Source organism: Pseudomonas palleroniana, assembly GCF_003031675.1.
Lineage (GTDB): Bacteria > Pseudomonadota > Gammaproteobacteria > Pseudomonadales > Pseudomonadaceae > Aquipseudomonas > Aquipseudomonas palleroniana.
Window position 1 is genome coordinate 1 of sequence record NZ_PYWX01000058.1, and the last position, 16,721, is coordinate 16,721.

The window sequence follows — 16,721 nt, forward strand, 5'->3', positions numbered from 1 at the left end:
TTCAGGCACCCACTCGGACTTCAAACTACCAAAGAAACGCTCCATCGGGGCATTGTCCCAGCACTCGCCTTTACGGCTCATACTTTGCCTAAACCCATGTTTCACAAGCGCGTTTCGGAATTTATGGCTGGTGTACTGGCAACCTTGATCAGAATGAAACAACACATCCTGGGGATGGCCGCGCAGCTCAACCGCCATGCGTAGCGCTTCGCAGGTCAGGTTGGCATCAGAAATCATCGAGAACGACCAGCCTACGATCCTGCGAGCGTACAGATCCAGAACGGCGGCGAAGTACATCCATCGCTTGCCGACCTTGATGTATGTCACGTCGCCACACCACACTTGATTAACCGCCGTCACATCAAATTTTCGCTTGAGCACGTGCGGCGCCACCAAGGCCTCCACACCCGGCGATTTGTACTTATGGCGCCGGCGCTGACGACTAGCGATGCCAGCTTCGCGCATCAAACTGCGAGCCATATAACGCCCGATACGATGCCCTTTGGCTTGTAGCTCCTTGGACAAAGTACGTGCGCCGGCCGACTCTCTGGACGCCTTGTGGTGCCTGACCAGCGCGGCTTTGAGCTTGTCCCGTTCAGGATTTGCTCTGCCTTGGCGCTGGCGCCAGGCGTAAAAGCTACTGCGGTTGACCCCAAACACCCGGCAACACTTTTTAACGCCGTACTGCTCGTCCAGCTCATCGATCAGCGTGAATGATCTTTGGCGTCCAAAAGCAGGAGAGCACTGGCCTTTTTTAGGATTTCGATATCCAGGTCTTTCTCTCTGAGCAGAGCTTTGAGCCTCTGGATTTCTCGTTGATCAGCGGTAATCGCCTTGGCCCCCACCGGAGTCGAGCCCAAGCGCTCTTTTTGCACTTGATCAACCCAACGGCGCAGGGCTGTGGGGCCGATATCCAGGCTGGCACAGACTTCGGTAACCGGCTGACCTTCATCCAACACCATGCTGGCAGCCTTGAGCTTGAACTCACTCGAATAGGATTTACGCATATCCAAACACCTCAGATTTGGGCGCTATCATAGCGCCCGATTGAAGTGTCCAAAATCATTAGGCCAGTTCAGGGTCCCTGCGCATGTTGGTTTGCCACGGGATAGGAAACCCGCGTGATCGTGTCAGCGGAAAGGTGCCCAGCTTAGTGAACTGCTGTTCACCAGTGCATTTGCCCTATGAATCGGAAAGCCGCTGGGGACCCTGGGCATTCGGATAGAGACGGGGCATAGAACCCACGCGTTCGTGTTAGCGGCTGGATTTTTTAAGTTGGTTGACAGGTTGACGTGGTTGACACCCATCACCATGGTTGACGCCACGCAGGTGTTCACTATCAGCAACAAACACAGCAACCTTTACCGAAGCTGTAACGATGCCCTCCCCTTCAAGGTCCTTTCAATCTCAACGATTGAAATTTCAGTAACTTCCGGCACCTCCCGCTAACTCGATCCCGCAGGTTTTATGTCCCGTATGCGTGGATAAATATCAGGGGCCCCGGCGCTTCCTGCGGCTTGAATGACACCTGGCGCTTAGCCATCATCGGCGGATACACTGCGGCGAGAAAACTTTAATTCAGGATGAAAAATGATTACCGCACAAGAACGGACGGACTTTCTGTCCGCCACCGCCTACGCGCAAAAAAAAATGATGGGGATGGGGGAGATAATCCCTGCAGCTACGTTGACCACCTACGACCAACGTCGACGAAACCTCATAAAGGAAAGCGCTCGTATAGACTTAAAGCTGAAAAAGCTTTATGAGCTCTTGGACGATTATGTTTCACACGTCAGCCATATCACTCCATGCCATAAAGGCTGCTCCGCCTGCTGCCATGAACAGGTGATCGTCTTCGAAATTGAAGCAGATTACATTCAGAAAAATACGGACCATAAGAAAATTGCGAGCGACCTTCTCCAGATCACAACGAAGGCAATGGGCGCACATACACCATGCCCTTTCCTCCAGGGAGGCGCTTGTTCAATATATCAATTCCGCCCCTTAGCCTGCCGCAACCATGTCAGTATCCTGGAAAGCTCAAGCCTATGTGACTTCAAGTATTGGAACGAAGGATTAATTTATCCTAAGACGAGCGCAGAAATACTGCTCAAGGCCGGGAAAGAACTTCAAAGTCAGCAAAAGCGCTATGGATCGGCAGACATTCGTGACTATTTCGGTTGGTGACCGGTTCTATGTACCTTTCTCTTGATTGAGATAAAGCGTGTAATCGCTTTACTGAAAAATATCAGCAGCAAACACAAACATGTATCCCTGCTTGTATCCCAAACCGTATAATTCCTCTACAAAACACGAATTACATAGAACGCACGAGTCTCCCTCGGGCACCATCTTAAAAAAAGACCTTGAAATTCAAGGTCTTTTTTTCGCCTGTAGAAAAGTGCGCGGCCAACAAAATTGCCGCTCGCCCCCTAATCCCTCCCCACTCGCCAAATCACCCACCACCGCTGTCACCACCTCCCTGAAATTTCGCATCCTTCGGCAAATGCTCCCCTCGATGACCACGCTCCCCCCCATCCTTATTCTGCTGATGCCAGCGCGCCAACGCCTCGGCACCGTCTTCGGCCTGCGCGATCAGCGGAACTGACACCATCAATACAAGCCCCATGCATAAAGTCAGTTTTCTCATCTCATGTCACCTACGTGGGTTGAAACGCAAATGCGGGCACCACGAACCCCATGCTTGCGCCCCTGAAGCCAGCTGCGATTGCGGGGCGATCCGCTGGGATTGGTAGTGTTCGCGTATCGCTCTAACAACCAGGCCAGGTCCTGATAGCACGCCGCCAAATGATGGGCGCCGAGCCTCGTCATCGACTTCGACGTTCGTCGTGCCTGGGCCGCGCCGATTGACGGGGCATGGGCGTAGCGAGAGATCCGTCGTATTCCTGCTTGTGCGCACTTGGCGATGGGGGATGCGGGGTCCACGCGGCTTGCCTTGCGCTGTAGCCGCCCCAGTTCACGGCTCAGTTGAAGCGACAGGTAACCCACCTGGTAGTCGTGCTGATTGTCCGGTCCGAGCAGATTCTTCAGGGACACCATGCGGTGCTGCTGCTTCGCCTGCCATTTACCCTGATCGATACGCTGCCCATAGCGAAGCAACAGACGCGTTTCTTTATGCAACGCGCCTTTGAGCGCCAGGATCTGTTTGTTGGCATCCTTGGGCAGGATTTGAAAGGCTAATAAGGAAATGAGCATCGCGGCGAACCAGGCGAGCGCCTGATTGGCAAATTCGGCGAAGTCGTAGTGGGCGGTGCCACCGGTGCTGACCAGCGTATTGAACGCAATCAGGTAGGCGATACCTTGAAGCGTTTGGCGAGGTTGAGTCGTGGCATGAATGCCGAACGACCAGAATATGGCAAGCGTCATGAACAGAAGCGGAAAGCCGTTGATATGCGGCAACAGCAGAAACTTGCACACCGCGGCCGCCAGCAGGGCATAGAGCGTGCCCCGGATGAAACCGGAGATGCCGTCGATGGGGGCTGCGGCGACGGCCAGCAAGGTGCAACACGGCCCCAGCACAGCCAGTAGTGTCGGGCCCTGGTCCCAGGCGGTCAGGTACCAGAACCCGCCGACGGCCAGCGTGGCAAACAGTGCGCGGAGGCCGTTGCGTGCCGCGTCCGGATAATTGCGGTGAAAACCTACGTTGCGCACAGCTACGTATGCCTTGCGGTCGAGGCTTGAAAAACTTTCCAAGGCGCATGCGAAGTCCGCGAGTTGTTCCTGCGAGCGTTCCCTGTGCAACATCGAGTTGGGGTTTAGGCTACTGCCCAAGTCACTATCGCGGCCTATACGTATGCGACCCACCTGATCCGCCGCCGTCGCGAACCCATAGGATGTGTTTGCGATGCCTTCGCCTAAATGCTGCAACGCCCTACCTGCATCGGCGAGGGCCGGCTGGATTTCCAGTTCGGGTTTGCTCAGGGGCGCATTCAGAATCGCGGCTTGAAGTTGCGCGAGGCCGACCTGAATCGCCAGCATCCTGCTGCGAATGAGCGACGACTCTCCCCAGGCTATTCCGAGCAGGTCATCGACCTTGCCGATGTCGATGGCAAGCTGACGTTGCTCCCCAGCCAATTGCGGCGATGGTTCACCCGAGAACTGCGCCGCCAGCAGCCGGGCAGTGCGGGCGCATACGTCGGACAAGGCACGGCGGACTGTCTGCTCCGAGGTCTTGCGACTGAACAACGTGGCGATCAGGCTCAGGCTGAACACGCCCAGCACCACCGCCGTGCCGCGGGTGATGACGTGGTCAAACCCTTGCTCAGGCGCGACGAGCGCGGGCCCCAACGCCAGGCAGACGGTGTAGCCAGCCACCACCGCCGCCGTGGCCCGGTAGTGTTTCAGCAGGGTCATGGCACCGACGCACAGGCCCAACCATAGGCCGATGCCGAGGATGTACAGCAACATCTGCTGGGCGAATAAACCCGTCAGCACTAGGGCGGCGATCATGCCCACCAGCGTACCAATGGCCCGGTTCAAGCCCTTGCCTACTACCGCACCCTGAGTGGGGTGCACCAACAGCAAGACAGTCGATGCGCCAGAGAACGGCGAATCCAGGTGCAAATAGAAGCCGAGCCATAGGGCCAGCCCCGCAGCAGTAATACTGCGCAGCACGTAGCCGAAGCTAGCGGACGTATAGGGGCGGGGGATCGCGCCCATCAGTCGTATCAGGTGACGGGTCATCACATGAACGCCTGCAACCAGCGAGTGAGCCGCCAGCGAGGTTCGGTCTCCATCACCTCGACGCTGGCCGTCATGCCTGCGGCCAGTTCGACGCCGTCGGGCACTTTGTCCAACTCAATACGCACCGGCACGCGTTGCGCCAGCCGTATCCAACTGAAGGTTGGACTCACCTGCGGCAGGCCGCTGTCGCTGCGCAGCTCATTGCCATCGGCGATGCCTCGGCCCATGCTCGCCACGTGCCCGTCGAGCAGCGGGGCGAACCCCATCAACTTGATCGAAACCGGCGCCCCCAGGTGGATGCCCGGCAGCTTGGTCTCTTCGAAATAGCCGGTTACCCAGAAACTGCGGCTGTCGACCACAAAAACGTTGGTGTTGCCGGCCACCGCATAATCACCGGGTTGCAGGCGAAGCTGGGTCACGTAGCCATCCACCGGGGAGCGGATGACAGTGCGCTCAAGGTCGAGCCGGGCCTGGGCTAACTGGCTTTGTGCTACATCCAGGCGCGCCTTGGCTACCGCCATTGCCCGCGCCGCGTTGTCGATCTCTTCACGGGCAATCGCATCAGCCAGGCGTGTCCGCCGCTTGAACTGGTCGCTGCGTTGTTCGAAGACGCTGCGGGCCTCAGCCAACTCAGCCGTGCGTTGCTGCTCCGCCAAGCGGTAGGCACGCGAGTCTATGCGGTACAACAGGTCACCCGCGCTGACCCATTGGTTGTCGCCCACCAGCAACTGCTCGACCTGGCCGGATACCTCCGGCGCGATGCGGATCACCTGGGCGCTGACCCGTCCATCCCGGGTCCAGGGTGCCAGGACGTAAGCTCGCCAAAGCTGCATGCAAAACAGCAGCGCCAGTACGCCGAGCGACAGGGTTAACGCGGTCTTTAAAATCTTGACGATAGACATACATGGCCTCCTCAGCAGTTCACGATCAAGGCCGAAACGACGATGAGTGAGACGAAAAAACGCGCCAGCGTCGGGTGCCAGGCCCAATCCAGCCAGCGCCGGAAAACCCGCTCGAGAAGTCGGTAAGCAAGGGTCGATACGCCCAGGTAGATCAAGAAGGGAGGGACATAGAGATTGGCGATGGAAACTTCGCTAAGCATGCGTGCACCGGCAGTCGGAGGGTCGTCGCGTCAGGGGCCGTCTCGCTGTGGCCTTGTTGAAAGCATAAGCAACGATCATTCGTGCCGATATTGATTACACTGCCAAAATATAATCAAATTCAGCCAACCCTCGGACACCTCTCATGGCCGACATCCATCGCTATCACGTTGACCATTTTGAACTTGACGCGCTCTCACAACCTGCCGTGGCGTTGATGCTGGAAACCCAACGTAACGACAGCGAATCCGTCGAGCATAAACACCGCAAAGGCCAACTGGTGGTGGCGTACCATGGCGGTATCGTGTGCACCGTGGAGGACGGTGTGTGGATGGTGCCCTCCGGGTTCGGCGTATGGATTCCCGGCGGTGTCGCCCACAGCAACCGGGTGACCGCGAATGGGCAGGTATGCTTTCTATTTGTGGAGCCGGGCGCCGCCTCTATGCCGGAACACTGTTGCACGCTCGCGCTATCGTCGCTGATCCTGGAACTGATTCGCCACCTGAGTGGCCTGGTGCAGAACTACCAAGGCCACTGCGCCACCGCCCGTCTGGCCGGTGTGCTGCTCGAACAACTGGAGCAGGCCCCTTCGGAACAGCTCTACTTACCCCTACCTGCTTCCCACCAGTTACGTGCGATCGCTCGTGGCCTGGCGCAAGATCCTTCAAACCGCGCCACCGTGGCCGAGTGGGCACGACATGTGGCAATGAGCGAACGCTCGCTGGCACGCTTGATCAAGGGTGAAACCGGTCTGACCTTCGGTCAATGGCGCAAGCAATGGCAGATCATCGTCGCACTGCAGAGCCTGGCAGAAGGACAATCGGTGCAACAAACCGCCGAAACGCTGGGTTATGAATCGGTGAGCTCGTTCATCGCGATGTTCCGCAAGACACTAGGCAACCCGCCGGCGCGGTACGTGCGAGGTACGGCGGCGCGCAAATATTGATTTGAGTGCTCTTTAGCGTGATCTCCCCCGCCCTCCCAACTTGCAGGATCGTTCAAGCCCTGCCGCCCCCTCCCTCGCTAACCTGACAGCCCTCACCCACCGGAGCACCCGTCATGGTCCAGCCACAACATCCCGCCCTCCCCATAAACCTCACCCAAAAAGCCTCCCTCATCGACCAACAATGGAGCCCGCGCGTCGTCGCCGAGATGAACGACTACCAATTCAAAGTCGTACGCATCGAAGGCGAATTCATCTGGCACTCCCACCCCGAAACCGACGAGGCTTTCCTGGTGCTGGAAGGCACGCTGCGTATCGACCTGCCAGACGGCCCGGTGTATGTGAAGCCTGGCGAGTTGTATGTGGTGCCGCGTGGCGTCGAGCATCGGACGGCTGCCGAAGGGGAAGCCAAGCTGATGATGATCGAGCCACGGGGTATCTTGAATACCGGGCATGAAGGCGGTGACCGTACCGCGGTGAATGATCTGTGGATCTGAGGGCGGGCATTGTCTTGAGGTCGCCGGCCGTCTCAAACCGTTGACCTTGCGTCTGCACGGAGCGAACAGATGCAGGTCTTCAATGGTTTACGGGGCCGCGACCCTGGCAGTTCGCGGCATTGGGGTCTTTTTTTTCCGGTGCGGAACAGTGATCATCGCCCTCCCCCAAAGCCCTAGGAACCAAGACCATGGAGTTGACGCTGGAAGCAGTTGCGCTGTTTGCACTGAAGCTGGTGCACGAGACGGACGGCGGCAGCCCGCTTCTGCGGGATGATCCAGCGATGGGCGGGTATGAGCGGGAGGTATTTGGGTTGCTGGTGCGGCAGGGGAACCTGGCCGCTATTCAATCCAAAATAGCGGAGTGCGTCGACCAAGCACTTGAGGCACTGGGCGGTGCCGACACGGTCATGGGCCGTGAATTGCAGCGGTTGGCGGCGGATGTGCAAAACGTAGATCGGCTGGATGAACTGCGCGAGCCGCTAATGACCCTCAAGCATTACTTGAAAGATATCCAGTGAATCGCTGACCAGCATTGCGGCGAGATACACCATCAACACCGCCACCCCTGCATCCAGCCAGCGCCATACCACCGGCGCCCGGAATAGTTTGGTTAACCGCTGACATCCCAACGCCAAGAGTACAAACCACAACAACGAAGCGGTCATGGCGCCCATTGCAAAGAATGCTTGTTGGTTCGTGGGCTTGGCTGCGCCGATCGAGCCGATCAACACGACTGTATCAAGCCACGCGTAGGGGTTGGCGAAACCCAGAACGACCGCTGTGCCCAATAGCCCGCCTTGCGAGTGGTCGCCCTGGGTGTTTGGCATGGATTGATCACGCAGGCACGCCAACAGGCGCTGGCCGCCGAACCAAAGTAGGTAAGCGGCGCCGCAGAGCAGCAACAGCACTACCAGTGCTGGCCGACTTTGCAAAAGCGAACCTAACCCAGTGATGCCCAGAGCGATCAGCAGAATATCGGCCAATACGCAAATTGCGACCACGCCCCAGACAGGACCACGGCTGACACCTTGGCGGATGACCAAGGTGTCTTTGGGGCCGGGGGCAGCGAACAAACCGATCCCCAAGAGTAGGCCTTCAAGGTAGAGAGCATTGAAATAGGGAACCATGAAGTGTCCGTGCCCTTGAGGAGTTTAAAGGAGCTGAATAGGCTGATTACCGAAACCCATGTGCCGAGCGTTTAAGGCACGACTCAAGTCGATTGGCTGCCTGCGGAAAAAACTGGTTAACACCTGCTCCGGGGTCGGGTTGGCAAAGTAAATCAAAGAGCTTCTGGCCACCGGCCTCTCAGGTGCCAGGACCGCGTGATAGGCCGCAGGAATGGCGTGATCAGAAAGCTCAGTCAATAAAGACCCCGCCAGCACAGCAATCTCATTCTCCAAAAGACGCACGGGTTCAAGCGAGCGCCCCTTCACCAAGACAAGCCCTTCACGGCTGGGCTTGATAAACGACAGCATATGACCATCTTCATGGGGGTCCTGGGCAAATCGACGTTCAATGTTTGCAGACTGAGCGGTGTAAACACATAACTGCACATAAGACGCCGCACGAAACGGGGCGAGTGGCGGCACTCCAAACTCACTGCAGATGCCGTCCATCAACTCTTGAGCCAGCTCACTGATCTGGCGTTCAAAAACATCCACAGCCGCAAAAAATCCGCTCCGGGTGAATTCAAAACCTAAGCGTTTCGACGCATGTGCAGGCCAATAACAGAATCGCTCACAGAGGTCAGGATGGTCCTCGACACTTGAATACTCAGCACCGAATGGAAAAAAGCCATCCGTATCCTGACCGAAGGAAAATGATGCTTTGGTGGCTTGGGATATTGCTGAATATCCATCAACGATTTGTTTGTAGTCCTGCAGCATGGCTTCAGGTATTTGCAAGGTGCCGAAGCCTGATCGAGCAATGGAAGCGCAGCATGTTTTTATTTGAGTCATCGCTATATCCAAAGATAGATGTAAAGGAATGCAACAAACACTAGGTTCGCAAGCATGCGAGAAACCACGACACTGGATATAACGAACCAAAAAGGGACCCATCCATGTCCTTCCCAACGCCAGCAGGCCGTAAGTGTGCATTGCGCACTACCCGCCATGGCGATCAGGTTGTCTTTTTTGGCGAACAACGTGACGGCCTTTCCAAGGGCTAGGGACTAGCAATCGAATATGAGCATACGAACGCGCGATACCCTTCGATCTCTCGTTGTACGGCGCAGCCGAGAGTTGGGTAAATCAATGACGATATTGGCCAAGGAAGCGGGCATTTCCCGAACCTATCTGTATGGCTTGGCCGGCGGCGCCTCTCAGGATCCCTCGGTACGCACCCTGATCAAACTCGCCAAAGCGCTCAGGGTGTCACCGCTGATGCTGTTCCGTTACTTCGCCGACCTGGCAGGCGCGCCCGTCGATACTTATTCAATGGCGAGCACCAACCGCGCCATCGGCCTGCACGACCCCAGCGATATCGCCGTCTTCAATGCAGACGTCAGCACACCCGACCAAGCCGTGGTGCTGCCCGGCGAGATCTTTCAGAAAACCTGGGAAATCCAGAACCTCGGCACCCGCCCCTGGCGCGACCGGCGATTGGTACGAGTGGACGGCGAATACGTCATCGCTCGGCGCACCGCCACGGGTACGCCATTGGAAGTGGTGATGGACACACACCTGCGCAGCCTGAACAACGAAATCCCCATCGCCGAGACACTCCCCGGGCAGCCGGTGCACCTCACCGTGGAGTTCGCCGCGCCCAAGGAGACCTGCACGGTCACGTCCATCTGGCGGATCGAAGATGAACAGGGGAAGCCCTGCTATGGTCCGGCGTTCATCCTGCATGTGATCGTCAACGTCATGGCGCGCTGACCTGCGACCTACCGCCGCCCTTCCGCCGCCATCCGCACGGCCAGCCCCATCAACACCGAGCCCATCATCCAGCGCTGCACCACCTGCCATCCCGGCCGGGTGACGAAAAACACCGCGATGGAACCCGCCATGGTGGCAATCACGGCGTTGACGCTCACGCTGATCATGATTTGCGTAAAGCCCAGCACCAGTGATTGCATCAGCACACTGCCGTGGCCGTTCGGGTCGATGAACTGCGGCAGCAGCGACAGATACATCACCGCCACCTTGGGGTTCAACAGGTTGGTCACCAGGCCCATGGTGAACAGCTTGCGCGGGCTGTCCTGGGGCAAGTCGCGCACCTGGAACGGCGAGCGCCCACCGGGCCTGACCGCTTGCCAGGCCATATAAGCCAGATACAACGCACCGCCGAAACGCAGCGCGTCATAAGCAAACGGCACCGCCATGACCAGTGCCGTGATCCCCAACGCCGCGCACACCATATAAACCAGAAAACCCAACGCCACGCCGCCCAGGGAAATCAACCCGGCGGTGCGGCCCTGGCAGATCGAGCGAGAAATGAGGTAAATCATATTCGGACCGGGCGTGAGCACCATACCGAGTGAGATCAGCGCATAGGCCAGCCAGTTGGACATTTCAGGCATTGTTGGGCTCCTGGAGTGTTATTCGGCCGGCGTGAAATGCTTGGCCTGCGATGCGGTGTTGGCCACCATGTTAGGGCGTCCAAAAGCAGGCTGTTAGATACAGATCTGCGAGCAAAACGTCATACAGGCGCGAGCGCTTATTGCAGTACTTACACAAGGACAGGCACATGATCGACTTCAACAACAAAGGCTTCTTCAAGCTCAAGCAAAACAACGAGTACGCCGAGCGCGTCTCGGCCCTGCTGCTGGACGGCGAGGAAGTGATCGACGCCTACAAGGCCATGCGTGATGGGGTGGTGTTCACCAGCAAACGCATCATCGCGGTAAATGTGCAGGGCATTACCGGCAGCAAGAAGGACTTCACGTCGCTGCCGTATAAAAACATCGTGGCGTATTCGGTGGAAACGTCCGGGACGTTTGATCTGGATTCGGAGTTGGAAATTTACTTTTCGTCGTTGGGGAAGGTGAGGTTTGAGTTCACCGGGAAGACGTCGATTGTGGAAATCTCGCGGTTGATTTCCAGGCATCTGCTGGACTGATCAGCGCTCAAAAAAAGACCTTGGCGCGCCAAGGTCTTTTTTACTGCCTACACGATTCATCAGATGTTACGGTTCAAAATGTGGGAGGGGGCTTGCTCCCGATGACGCCCTCCCCCCACACCATCAAACCACAGACTTACACAGCAACCACTTCCTCCGTCACCCCATTCGCCAAACCATCCACCACCGCCTTCGCCATCTCGCCCAGATAATGCGCCGTCCAGGCAAAACGATCCGCCCCGTGTCCATGTCTGCGTCCAATGCGATGCATTTTGGAACAGTGCGATAGCTGAGAAACATGCTCCAAGGCATCGCGGATAAGCCCGCCGGTATTGACGAGGAATAGCCAGTGGAGGTTGGGCCGTTTGCAGCATTTTGAGAAACCGACGATACCGAGGTTTTTGTTGAGGAATAGGTGATCATTGGGCACCTATGGATTGGGTGGAAGTAAAAATGACAGTACTGCGAGAATGCGACCTATTAGAAGCGCTCGTCGCTTGAGCCCCTAGTGTAGGAGAGCTGCCATATTCGCTTCTCATGCAATGGGTGGCAGCTATGCTTCGGACTGAGAAACCGGGACGGTAGGAGCCAGACAGCACCGCAGGTTTCTCACGCATAGCCGCAATGGCACAGACGTAAGGGCACAAAAAGGTCTATCGTTTTTCGCATTATCCTGTCCGGCCGCTGATTATTAGGACGGAGGAAAAGTCATGCAACCAGACACACCATTGGTAGCTCATTTTTGTGGTTCACATTATCAATGCCACTCGAGAGCACTCATTGATCGTCAACTTTGCATCCAATGAAACACCAATAAGCGAAGATTTTCATACGTCCCTCCGCATAAGTGTAGCGCTTCCCCCTCAGCCACTGATAGCATTAAGCCACGCCCGGCATAAAAAGGACTCTGCCAATGACTGTTCAAGAGACATTCGCAAAAAAAACCAGAAAGCCATTCTCAAAAAAAATAGAAAACATACTTCTTTATAAATCAGCGCGAACATGCTGCGTATGTAGAGTCCCTAAAAGACCAGTCGAAATCCATCACATTGATGAAGACCCTTCAAACAATAACGAAGAAAATTTGGTCGTCATATGCGCTAACTGCCACGATGAAGCTCACACAATCCATAAGCTTTCTAAAAACCTAACACCAGAACGTTTAAGAGATACCAAAAAAAAATGGGAAGATGAAGTATCAAAGAGAGCTTCCCATGCAATGACCTCTCAAGCAAATTTAAACCAAGCAGTATGGACTTATATAAACCACCAACGTCTCCCGCAAATAATGAAGGCTCATGGAATAAAATTTGATGAGACATTACATTCAATCTTGATAGCAACTGGCGTCACAGACAAAATTGGGATACCCATTCTTAAGAAAAAAAAGGAGAGCCGCTTTCTAACTACCATTTATGACCGCCTTGAATACGACGAAGCGCACCGACTCCATCATATGTACTGCGAAGCCATCGACGATTTGATAGAGGCAAGTAATCCTATTGAGTTGGGCGCCATATGGTCGAAAACTGAAATCAAAGATTTAATAGCTCCTGGCACTATATGCTTCTGCATGCGCGGATTTCGTTTCCAGCGAGGGGATACAGTAGAAAACGAAGAGGATCGAGTAATTTATGCAAAAGCCAAAAATATAGAAATTAGATTTTCAGCTAATACTCGCCATATGTTTGGATCCTCCGCTTTATACGACTCGTTTGTCGGCCACCGGTTCATAGCAGCATTAATTATCGTAAAGAACGTCGACACTGAGGATGGTGTCTTAGTAATTAGGGCTACACCTCTAGCAATGGGTGCTGGTTTTGTCACGAGCGCCTATGATACTCCGTACGCAATGAAAACCAACAGATTAAAACGCTAACCAATGAAACGGGCTCACGCCCGTTTATATACTAGTCACATCGATAGAAACCAACATAATTAAGATTGCAAGCCAGCAAATATAAAAAACAAAACCAGTCATTCCTACCAGCACTGGCACCTCATATAAAACTCAACCCACACCTATCAATTTCAGCTTTCAAAAAAGTTCACTCGAAATTTTTGGACCATTATAAAATCCACAGAAAAACCTACCACGAACAACAATTAATACATACCACTTAACACCACCTCGCCCGAGAATATAAAAAACACAACGAGAAGTATGACTCCATCTAAATTTATATATTTCGATTTCATCCGTTTTGAACAAGACAGGTTTAGCGCGCTCGGCAGATATCGACTTACCTCGAAATTCCGTAGGGCAAGGGCATCAGCGACGTATATCTAAATAAAGCTCGAACACCTCATTCGTCATACCCCAGTCCCAACTCCCGGGCCTGCCGCACTAGCTCCTCAATTGCTTCTTGGCTTTTCTTACCTCGCTGCTGCTTGAACGCTATCAAATCCGAAAGTCGAATCCGCCGATGGCTCCCCCTTTTTGTAAAAGGAATAGCACCTTCTTCCAGAATCTCAACCAGATACTGGCGTGAAACACCAAGCAGGCCGGCGGCTTCCCTCGCGGTCCATTCGGCATTCGCCGAGACTACCTTCACGGCATTCCCGCTAGCCAATTCGCCTAGGATATCGACAAGCAGATGCAGCGCTGAAGTTGGGAGTATGAGGGTGTGAGGTTTGTCTTCTTTGTCAAAGATATCGATGCGCTGGGTTTGAAATCCGGTCGACAGGAGCGAGGCCACTTCGCGCAGGTCTTGCACAGCCGCTTCGACTTCTTTTTCCAGCGGAATGATCGTGTGGGTAATCATGATGCAGCTCCGGCGTTATGCAATTCGGTGGGATTCAACGCAAACGCAGCAAACGATAATCGAAGTATTCGGAACAGAGACACCCGCTCAAGCATCAGTCCACTTTTCCCACACCAACCACCGAATTAAGCCGACATCAGCCTCTGAGCCCCCCTCTTAGGCTCACTCCCTCGCACAAGGAAGTGAGCCGGTCATGTCAGAGCGCTTTTACCCACCCACCGAAGAACAGCTACTCAAACATCGGATCCTGATCCCGCAGCCATCGCGTGTGCCGTACTCGCCGGCTGTTGATTTTTTCGAGCAGCCCCCTGCCCCGCCCCCCACGCTAGCCAAGCCTCCCGGCTGCGTTTTCATCAAGCCCTGCCAACTGCCTGACGGTGTCACCCACTACTTCAACCCCACCGGTTACATCCCGTTGGAGCTGATCAAGGAGTACGCCCATTTAAGCCTGCTGGGTGGGCGTGAGGTGGATGGCCGAGGGGCGGTTGCCTTGCGCAAGATCGGCGGCAACGCACTGCCTGCAGGCTTGGGAGAGTTGGCATTGCGTTCGGCGGTTCTGGAGTCGGCGGCCACTGCCGTCGGGTCTGTCGCTGGAGGCTTGTTGACAGGGTTGGTGGCGCTGGCTTGGCCGTCGGAGCTGGGTGACAGCGCCCTCTACAGCGAGGAGCAATTGCGCTCGATGCAACGGGCGCGTTCGCAGATGCGCTTGCACATAGAACAACGCGAGGACGGCACGCTCAAGGGGTATGGGTTTTACACGGGCAATAATGCCGATTGGCAGATGATCGATGTGGTGCAGTTCCAAACCCGTGGCGACCAGTTTGTGGCAGACCTGAATGAAGGCGTGGAGCTGATCTGGACGCCCGCCGTTGACCCAGGTGACACGCTGGGTATTCCCGCCCTGGAGGCTGCGCCGCAGGCGCCGGTGATCTGGATTTACCCGCCGACGGAGAAGGCGGCGCAGATTCTGGTGAACCCGATTTACCCGCCGGAGTATCGGGATTTTATTCTGGTATTCCCGGTTGAGTCGGGGGTTCGGCCGCTGTATGTGGTGGTCAGTGTCAAGGCTGGGGATCACAAGTACCACAAGGCACCTAATACTGAACAAATAACTGGCTTCGAAAACCTGATCAAAGCAAAACCTATGACTCCCAGACAGGGAGGTGCCGGGTTGAGAGAGCGTTGGATTGAGGAAAAGGGCCGGAGAATCTATGAATGGGACTCTCAACATGGGGAGTTGGAAGTTTATCTAGCAAGTGATGGGAGTCATCTAGGTGCATTCAGCCACGTAACCGGCGAGCAGCTAAAAGGGCCGAAGAAAAAACGAAACATCAAAAAATACCTATGAGGGCTACATGGGACTGAAAGTGAGATTGGAATGGTTCGACAGAACCACAGAGTTGCTGCGCGGAACGCAGGACTCAGCGGATTTGGGAGATGACTTCTCCGTGATTTCCAAGCTGGGTCTGTCGGCAACCGAGGACGTCAATAACGGCATGTTTGAACTACGCAGGGAGTGGCTAGCAGTGATACAGGCTCACTTCGCTCATGAAATTGCCCTGTCAGAGAGCGACTACTTCATCGCCTTTGATTACGAAGATGCGAACGAATAGCACACATCTGGAGAATTCAGCTTCATGCGCAGGCTGTCACTGACAAACAAAAAACTTCGCAACATCCCCCGGCACCTCAGAGCCCTGACGCGCTGGGCAGACGGCTACGAAGGCTGCTTTTACGACCCCTTACCGTCGCCCCCCGACTACGTGGACCTGAAAATTCCCGTTATCGAAAACCTTGTTGAAGGTCATCAAACCACGCCGGAGATTCTGACGCATTGCGCTCAACAGTTGATCAAGGTTGCAGGCCACTTGATCGAAGCACGGTCAGACGATGACCCTGAGTGCTGGATCGTCGCCTGCATCATGGTCCCGGACATGTTCTCAAGCCGAGTCTGTGTCTACACCGATAAAGCCCGCTATCTCGGGCACACCCAACCCTTCGATTACGAGTACTTCCGTCAAACCCGCATCACGGACCGAAGCCTTGCCCGCGAATGGGGATTGGTCGTTCCGCCAGGGCTCCACGAAGTTGGCTTTCACTTTACCCACGAGAACGAAAACGCAGAGGTTTTCGAGTCAGAGCATTGGTACTTCGGCGAAATCAGCACGACCGATGAAGACCCTGGCGCAGAGCGCTGGAAGTATCAAACCTTCAGATCCTTCCAAGCGCAGCATCCGCATTTGTTCGCTCCGTTCAAACTGGCGTAATTAGCGGCAGAGAGCTTTCCAAATGACGATGAAAATCAGATTGCGTTGGTACGAAAAGCACAGCAATGACTTGAAGGCGGATGAGTACTCAGCGGAAATTGCAGATCCAGACAGTGTCTTTGAAGCGTTGGATCTAGCCGAAGAAACCGCGATATATGCCGACGTATTCAACGTTCTGCCTAGCTGGATAATGATTATTCAGCCGCATTTCCAGCACATGATTGAACCCGACCGACTCGACTACCAAATCTCTTTCCGCTAACAAGGCGCTTGGCCACCGCCGCCAAAGCAACCCAAGAAGGTGTCTTGATGCAATGAAACCCACACCGCAAAAGCCCGCCTTCTAGCGCTCACTGGACTCTTAATATCAAACGCCAGTTGCA

General features: G+C 55.2%; 22 protein-coding genes. 11 read left to right on the plus strand and 11 right to left on the minus strand.

The annotated features are described in order from the left end of the window. Both C9383_RS19645 and C9383_RS28455 read right to left on the minus strand, forming a co-directional pair. On the minus strand, window positions 1-708 hold a 708-nt coding region (locus tag C9383_RS19645; RefSeq protein WP_346254068.1), incomplete at its 3' end, for an IS3 family transposase. Next, on the minus strand, window positions 705-1,007 hold the full coding sequence (locus C9383_RS28455) for a transposase (protein WP_014717988.1): 303 nt from the start codon (window positions 1,005-1,007) through the stop codon (window positions 705-707). The genes C9383_RS28455 and C9383_RS19645, both read right to left, overlap by 4 nt. Window positions 1,008-1,590: 583 nt before the next feature. Here C9383_RS28455 and C9383_RS19650 point away from each other — a divergent pair. Further along, window positions 1,591-2,187: a YkgJ family cysteine cluster protein gene (locus C9383_RS19650; RefSeq protein ID WP_090368695.1), complete on the plus strand. Its 597-nt coding sequence runs from the start codon at window positions 1,591-1,593 to the stop codon at window positions 2,185-2,187. A gap of 268 nt (window positions 2,188-2,455) precedes the next feature. Here the strand turns inward: C9383_RS19650 and C9383_RS19655 are convergent, their stop codons facing one another. From C9383_RS19655 to C9383_RS19670, 4 genes are read right to left on the minus strand one after another with little or no spacing between them, the layout of a single operon-like run. Next, entirely contained in the window at window positions 2,456-2,650 is a 195-nt protein-coding gene (locus C9383_RS19655; protein WP_090368693.1) for a hypothetical protein, read from the minus strand. Beyond that, the gene (locus C9383_RS19660) at window positions 2,647-4,704 is read right to left on the minus strand and encodes an FUSC family protein (protein ID WP_090368691.1); all 2,058 of its coding nucleotides are present in this window, start codon (window positions 4,702-4,704) and stop codon (window positions 2,647-2,649) included. Before C9383_RS19660 ends, C9383_RS19655 begins: the two co-directional genes overlap by 4 nt. After that, window positions 4,704-5,606, minus strand: a complete 903-nt coding sequence (locus tag C9383_RS19665; protein ID WP_090368689.1) for an efflux RND transporter periplasmic adaptor subunit — start codon at window positions 5,604-5,606, stop codon at window positions 4,704-4,706. Before C9383_RS19665 ends, C9383_RS19660 begins: the two co-directional genes overlap by 1 nt. 11 nt (window positions 5,607-5,617) lie before the next feature. Further along, window positions 5,618-5,806 (minus strand): DUF1656 domain-containing protein, encoded by a 189-nt coding sequence (locus C9383_RS19670; RefSeq protein ID WP_060754331.1) that lies wholly within the window; start codon window positions 5,804-5,806, stop codon window positions 5,618-5,620. A gap of 143 nt (window positions 5,807-5,949) precedes the next feature. On the opposite strand from C9383_RS19670, the gene C9383_RS19675 reads away from it, so the two are divergent. The 3 genes from C9383_RS19675 to C9383_RS19685 all read left to right on the plus strand — a co-directional run bounded on the left by C9383_RS19675 (window position 5,950) and on the right by C9383_RS19685 (window position 7,762). Then, window positions 5,950-6,750, plus strand: coding sequence for an AraC family transcriptional regulator (locus C9383_RS19675; RefSeq protein WP_060754332.1), 801 nt, complete (start codon window positions 5,950-5,952; stop codon window positions 6,748-6,750). A gap of 113 nt (window positions 6,751-6,863) precedes the next feature. Beyond that, the gene (locus tag C9383_RS19680) at window positions 6,864-7,244 is read left to right on the plus strand and encodes a cupin domain-containing protein (RefSeq protein ID WP_090368687.1); all 381 of its coding nucleotides are present in this window, start codon (window positions 6,864-6,866) and stop codon (window positions 7,242-7,244) included. A 188-nt stretch (window positions 7,245-7,432) separates the two neighbouring features. After that, window positions 7,433-7,762: a hypothetical protein gene (locus tag C9383_RS19685; protein ID WP_060754334.1), complete on the plus strand. Its 330-nt coding sequence runs from the start codon at window positions 7,433-7,435 to the stop codon at window positions 7,760-7,762. Here C9383_RS19685 and C9383_RS19690 read toward each other — a convergent pair. Both C9383_RS19690 and C9383_RS19695 read right to left on the minus strand, forming a co-directional pair. Continuing rightward, on the minus strand, window positions 7,724-8,371 hold the full coding sequence (locus C9383_RS19690) for a LysE/ArgO family amino acid transporter (RefSeq protein ID WP_090368685.1): 648 nt from the start codon (window positions 8,369-8,371) through the stop codon (window positions 7,724-7,726). The genes C9383_RS19685 and C9383_RS19690 overlap by 39 nt on opposite strands. Before the next feature lie 24 nt (window positions 8,372-8,395). Then, the gene (locus C9383_RS19695) at window positions 8,396-9,202 is read right to left on the minus strand and encodes a 2OG-Fe(II) oxygenase family protein (RefSeq protein WP_090368683.1); all 807 of its coding nucleotides are present in this window, start codon (window positions 9,200-9,202) and stop codon (window positions 8,396-8,398) included. A 228-nt stretch (window positions 9,203-9,430) separates the two neighbouring features. Between C9383_RS19695 and C9383_RS19700 the strand changes: the two genes are divergently transcribed. Further along, window positions 9,431-10,123: an NBR1-Ig-like domain-containing protein gene (locus C9383_RS19700; protein WP_060754337.1), complete on the plus strand. Its 693-nt coding sequence runs from the start codon at window positions 9,431-9,433 to the stop codon at window positions 10,121-10,123. 8 nt (window positions 10,124-10,131) lie between these two features. On the opposite strand, the gene C9383_RS19705 is transcribed toward C9383_RS19700, so the two are convergent. Further along, window positions 10,132-10,767: a LysE family translocator gene (locus tag C9383_RS19705; RefSeq protein ID WP_060754338.1), complete on the minus strand. Its 636-nt coding sequence runs from the start codon at window positions 10,765-10,767 to the stop codon at window positions 10,132-10,134. Window positions 10,768-10,934: 167 nt separating this feature from the next. Between C9383_RS19705 and C9383_RS19710 the strand changes: the two genes are divergently transcribed. Next, a complete protein-coding gene (locus tag C9383_RS19710) occupies window positions 10,935-11,306 on the plus strand; it encodes a PH domain-containing protein (RefSeq protein ID WP_090368681.1) in 372 nt (123 codons plus the stop codon). A gap of 136 nt (window positions 11,307-11,442) precedes the next feature. Here the strand turns inward: C9383_RS19710 and C9383_RS19715 are convergent, their stop codons facing one another. Further along, window positions 11,443-11,736: a DUF3077 domain-containing protein gene (locus tag C9383_RS19715; RefSeq protein ID WP_090368679.1), complete on the minus strand. Its 294-nt coding sequence runs from the start codon at window positions 11,734-11,736 to the stop codon at window positions 11,443-11,445. A 483-nt stretch (window positions 11,737-12,219) separates the two neighbouring features. Between C9383_RS19715 and C9383_RS28045 the strand changes: the two genes are divergently transcribed. After that, on the plus strand, window positions 12,220-13,185 hold the full coding sequence (locus C9383_RS28045; RefSeq protein ID WP_143038191.1) for an HNH endonuclease signature motif containing protein: 966 nt from the start codon (window positions 12,220-12,222) through the stop codon (window positions 13,183-13,185). A 427-nt stretch (window positions 13,186-13,612) separates the two neighbouring features. On the opposite strand, the gene C9383_RS19725 is transcribed toward C9383_RS28045, so the two are convergent. Continuing rightward, window positions 13,613-14,071: a helix-turn-helix domain-containing protein gene (locus C9383_RS19725; RefSeq protein ID WP_090368675.1), complete on the minus strand. Its 459-nt coding sequence runs from the start codon at window positions 14,069-14,071 to the stop codon at window positions 13,613-13,615. Between the two features lie 193 nt (window positions 14,072-14,264). Between C9383_RS19725 and C9383_RS19730 the strand changes: the two genes are divergently transcribed. The 4 genes from C9383_RS19730 to C9383_RS19745 are packed head-to-tail and all read left to right on the plus strand — an operon-like array spanning window position 14,265 to window position 16,600. Next, on the plus strand, window positions 14,265-15,419 hold the full coding sequence (locus tag C9383_RS19730) for an S-type pyocin domain-containing protein (protein WP_090368673.1): 1,155 nt from the start codon (window positions 14,265-14,267) through the stop codon (window positions 15,417-15,419). 7 nt (window positions 15,420-15,426) lie between these two features. After that, entirely contained in the window at window positions 15,427-15,684 is a 258-nt protein-coding gene (locus tag C9383_RS19735; RefSeq protein WP_090368671.1) for a colicin E3-like toxin immunity protein, read from the plus strand. A gap of 24 nt (window positions 15,685-15,708) precedes the next feature. Continuing rightward, entirely contained in the window at window positions 15,709-16,338 is a 630-nt protein-coding gene (locus C9383_RS19740; RefSeq protein WP_060754339.1) for a DUF3916 domain-containing protein, read from the plus strand. Between the two features lie 22 nt (window positions 16,339-16,360). Beyond that, window positions 16,361-16,600 carry a colicin E3-like toxin immunity protein gene (locus C9383_RS19745; protein WP_060754340.1) on the plus strand — a complete coding sequence of 80 codons (240 nt, stop codon included), beginning with the start codon at window positions 16,361-16,363 and terminating at the stop codon, window positions 16,598-16,600. Window positions 16,601-16,721 lie beyond the last annotated feature (121 nt).

Coding starts and splice junctions, on each gene's coding strand:
- C9383_RS19660 (WP_090368691.1), bottom strand. CDS start 4,704: ATGACCCGTCACCTGATACGACTGATGGGCGCGATCCCCCGCCCCTAT.
- C9383_RS19735 (WP_090368671.1), top strand. CDS start 15,427: ATGGGACTGAAAGTGAGATTGGAATGGTTCGACAGAACCACAGAGTTG.
- C9383_RS28045 (WP_143038191.1), top strand. CDS start 12,220: ATGACTGTTCAAGAGACATTCGCAAAAAAAACCAGAAAGCCATTCTCA.
- C9383_RS19730 (WP_090368673.1), top strand. CDS start 14,265: ATGTCAGAGCGCTTTTACCCACCCACCGAAGAACAGCTACTCAAACAT.
- C9383_RS19665 (WP_090368689.1), bottom strand. CDS start 5,606: ATGTCTATCGTCAAGATTTTAAAGACCGCGTTAACCCTGTCGCTCGGC.
- C9383_RS19740 (WP_060754339.1), top strand. CDS start 15,709: ATGCGCAGGCTGTCACTGACAAACAAAAAACTTCGCAACATCCCCCGG.
- C9383_RS19690 (WP_090368685.1), bottom strand. CDS start 8,371: ATGGTTCCCTATTTCAATGCTCTCTACCTTGAAGGCCTACTCTTGGGG.
- C9383_RS19675 (WP_060754332.1), top strand. CDS start 5,950: ATGGCCGACATCCATCGCTATCACGTTGACCATTTTGAACTTGACGCG.
- C9383_RS19710 (WP_090368681.1), top strand. CDS start 10,935: ATGATCGACTTCAACAACAAAGGCTTCTTCAAGCTCAAGCAAAACAAC.
- C9383_RS19705 (WP_060754338.1), bottom strand. CDS start 10,767: ATGCCTGAAATGTCCAACTGGCTGGCCTATGCGCTGATCTCACTCGGT.
- C9383_RS28455 (WP_014717988.1), bottom strand. CDS start 1,007: ATGCGTAAATCCTATTCGAGTGAGTTCAAGCTCAAGGCTGCCAGCATG.
- C9383_RS19725 (WP_090368675.1), bottom strand. CDS start 14,071: ATGATTACCCACACGATCATTCCGCTGGAAAAAGAAGTCGAAGCGGCT.
- C9383_RS19680 (WP_090368687.1), top strand. CDS start 6,864: ATGGTCCAGCCACAACATCCCGCCCTCCCCATAAACCTCACCCAAAAA.
- C9383_RS19685 (WP_060754334.1), top strand. CDS start 7,433: ATGGAGTTGACGCTGGAAGCAGTTGCGCTGTTTGCACTGAAGCTGGTG.
- C9383_RS19695 (WP_090368683.1), bottom strand. CDS start 9,202: ATGACTCAAATAAAAACATGCTGCGCTTCCATTGCTCGATCAGGCTTC.
- C9383_RS19670 (WP_060754331.1), bottom strand. CDS start 5,806: ATGCTTAGCGAAGTTTCCATCGCCAATCTCTATGTCCCTCCCTTCTTG.
- C9383_RS19700 (WP_060754337.1), top strand. CDS start 9,431: ATGAGCATACGAACGCGCGATACCCTTCGATCTCTCGTTGTACGGCGC.
- C9383_RS19745 (WP_060754340.1), top strand. CDS start 16,361: ATGACGATGAAAATCAGATTGCGTTGGTACGAAAAGCACAGCAATGAC.
- C9383_RS19655 (WP_090368693.1), bottom strand. CDS start 2,650: ATGAGAAAACTGACTTTATGCATGGGGCTTGTATTGATGGTGTCAGTT.
- C9383_RS19650 (WP_090368695.1), top strand. CDS start 1,591: ATGATTACCGCACAAGAACGGACGGACTTTCTGTCCGCCACCGCCTAC.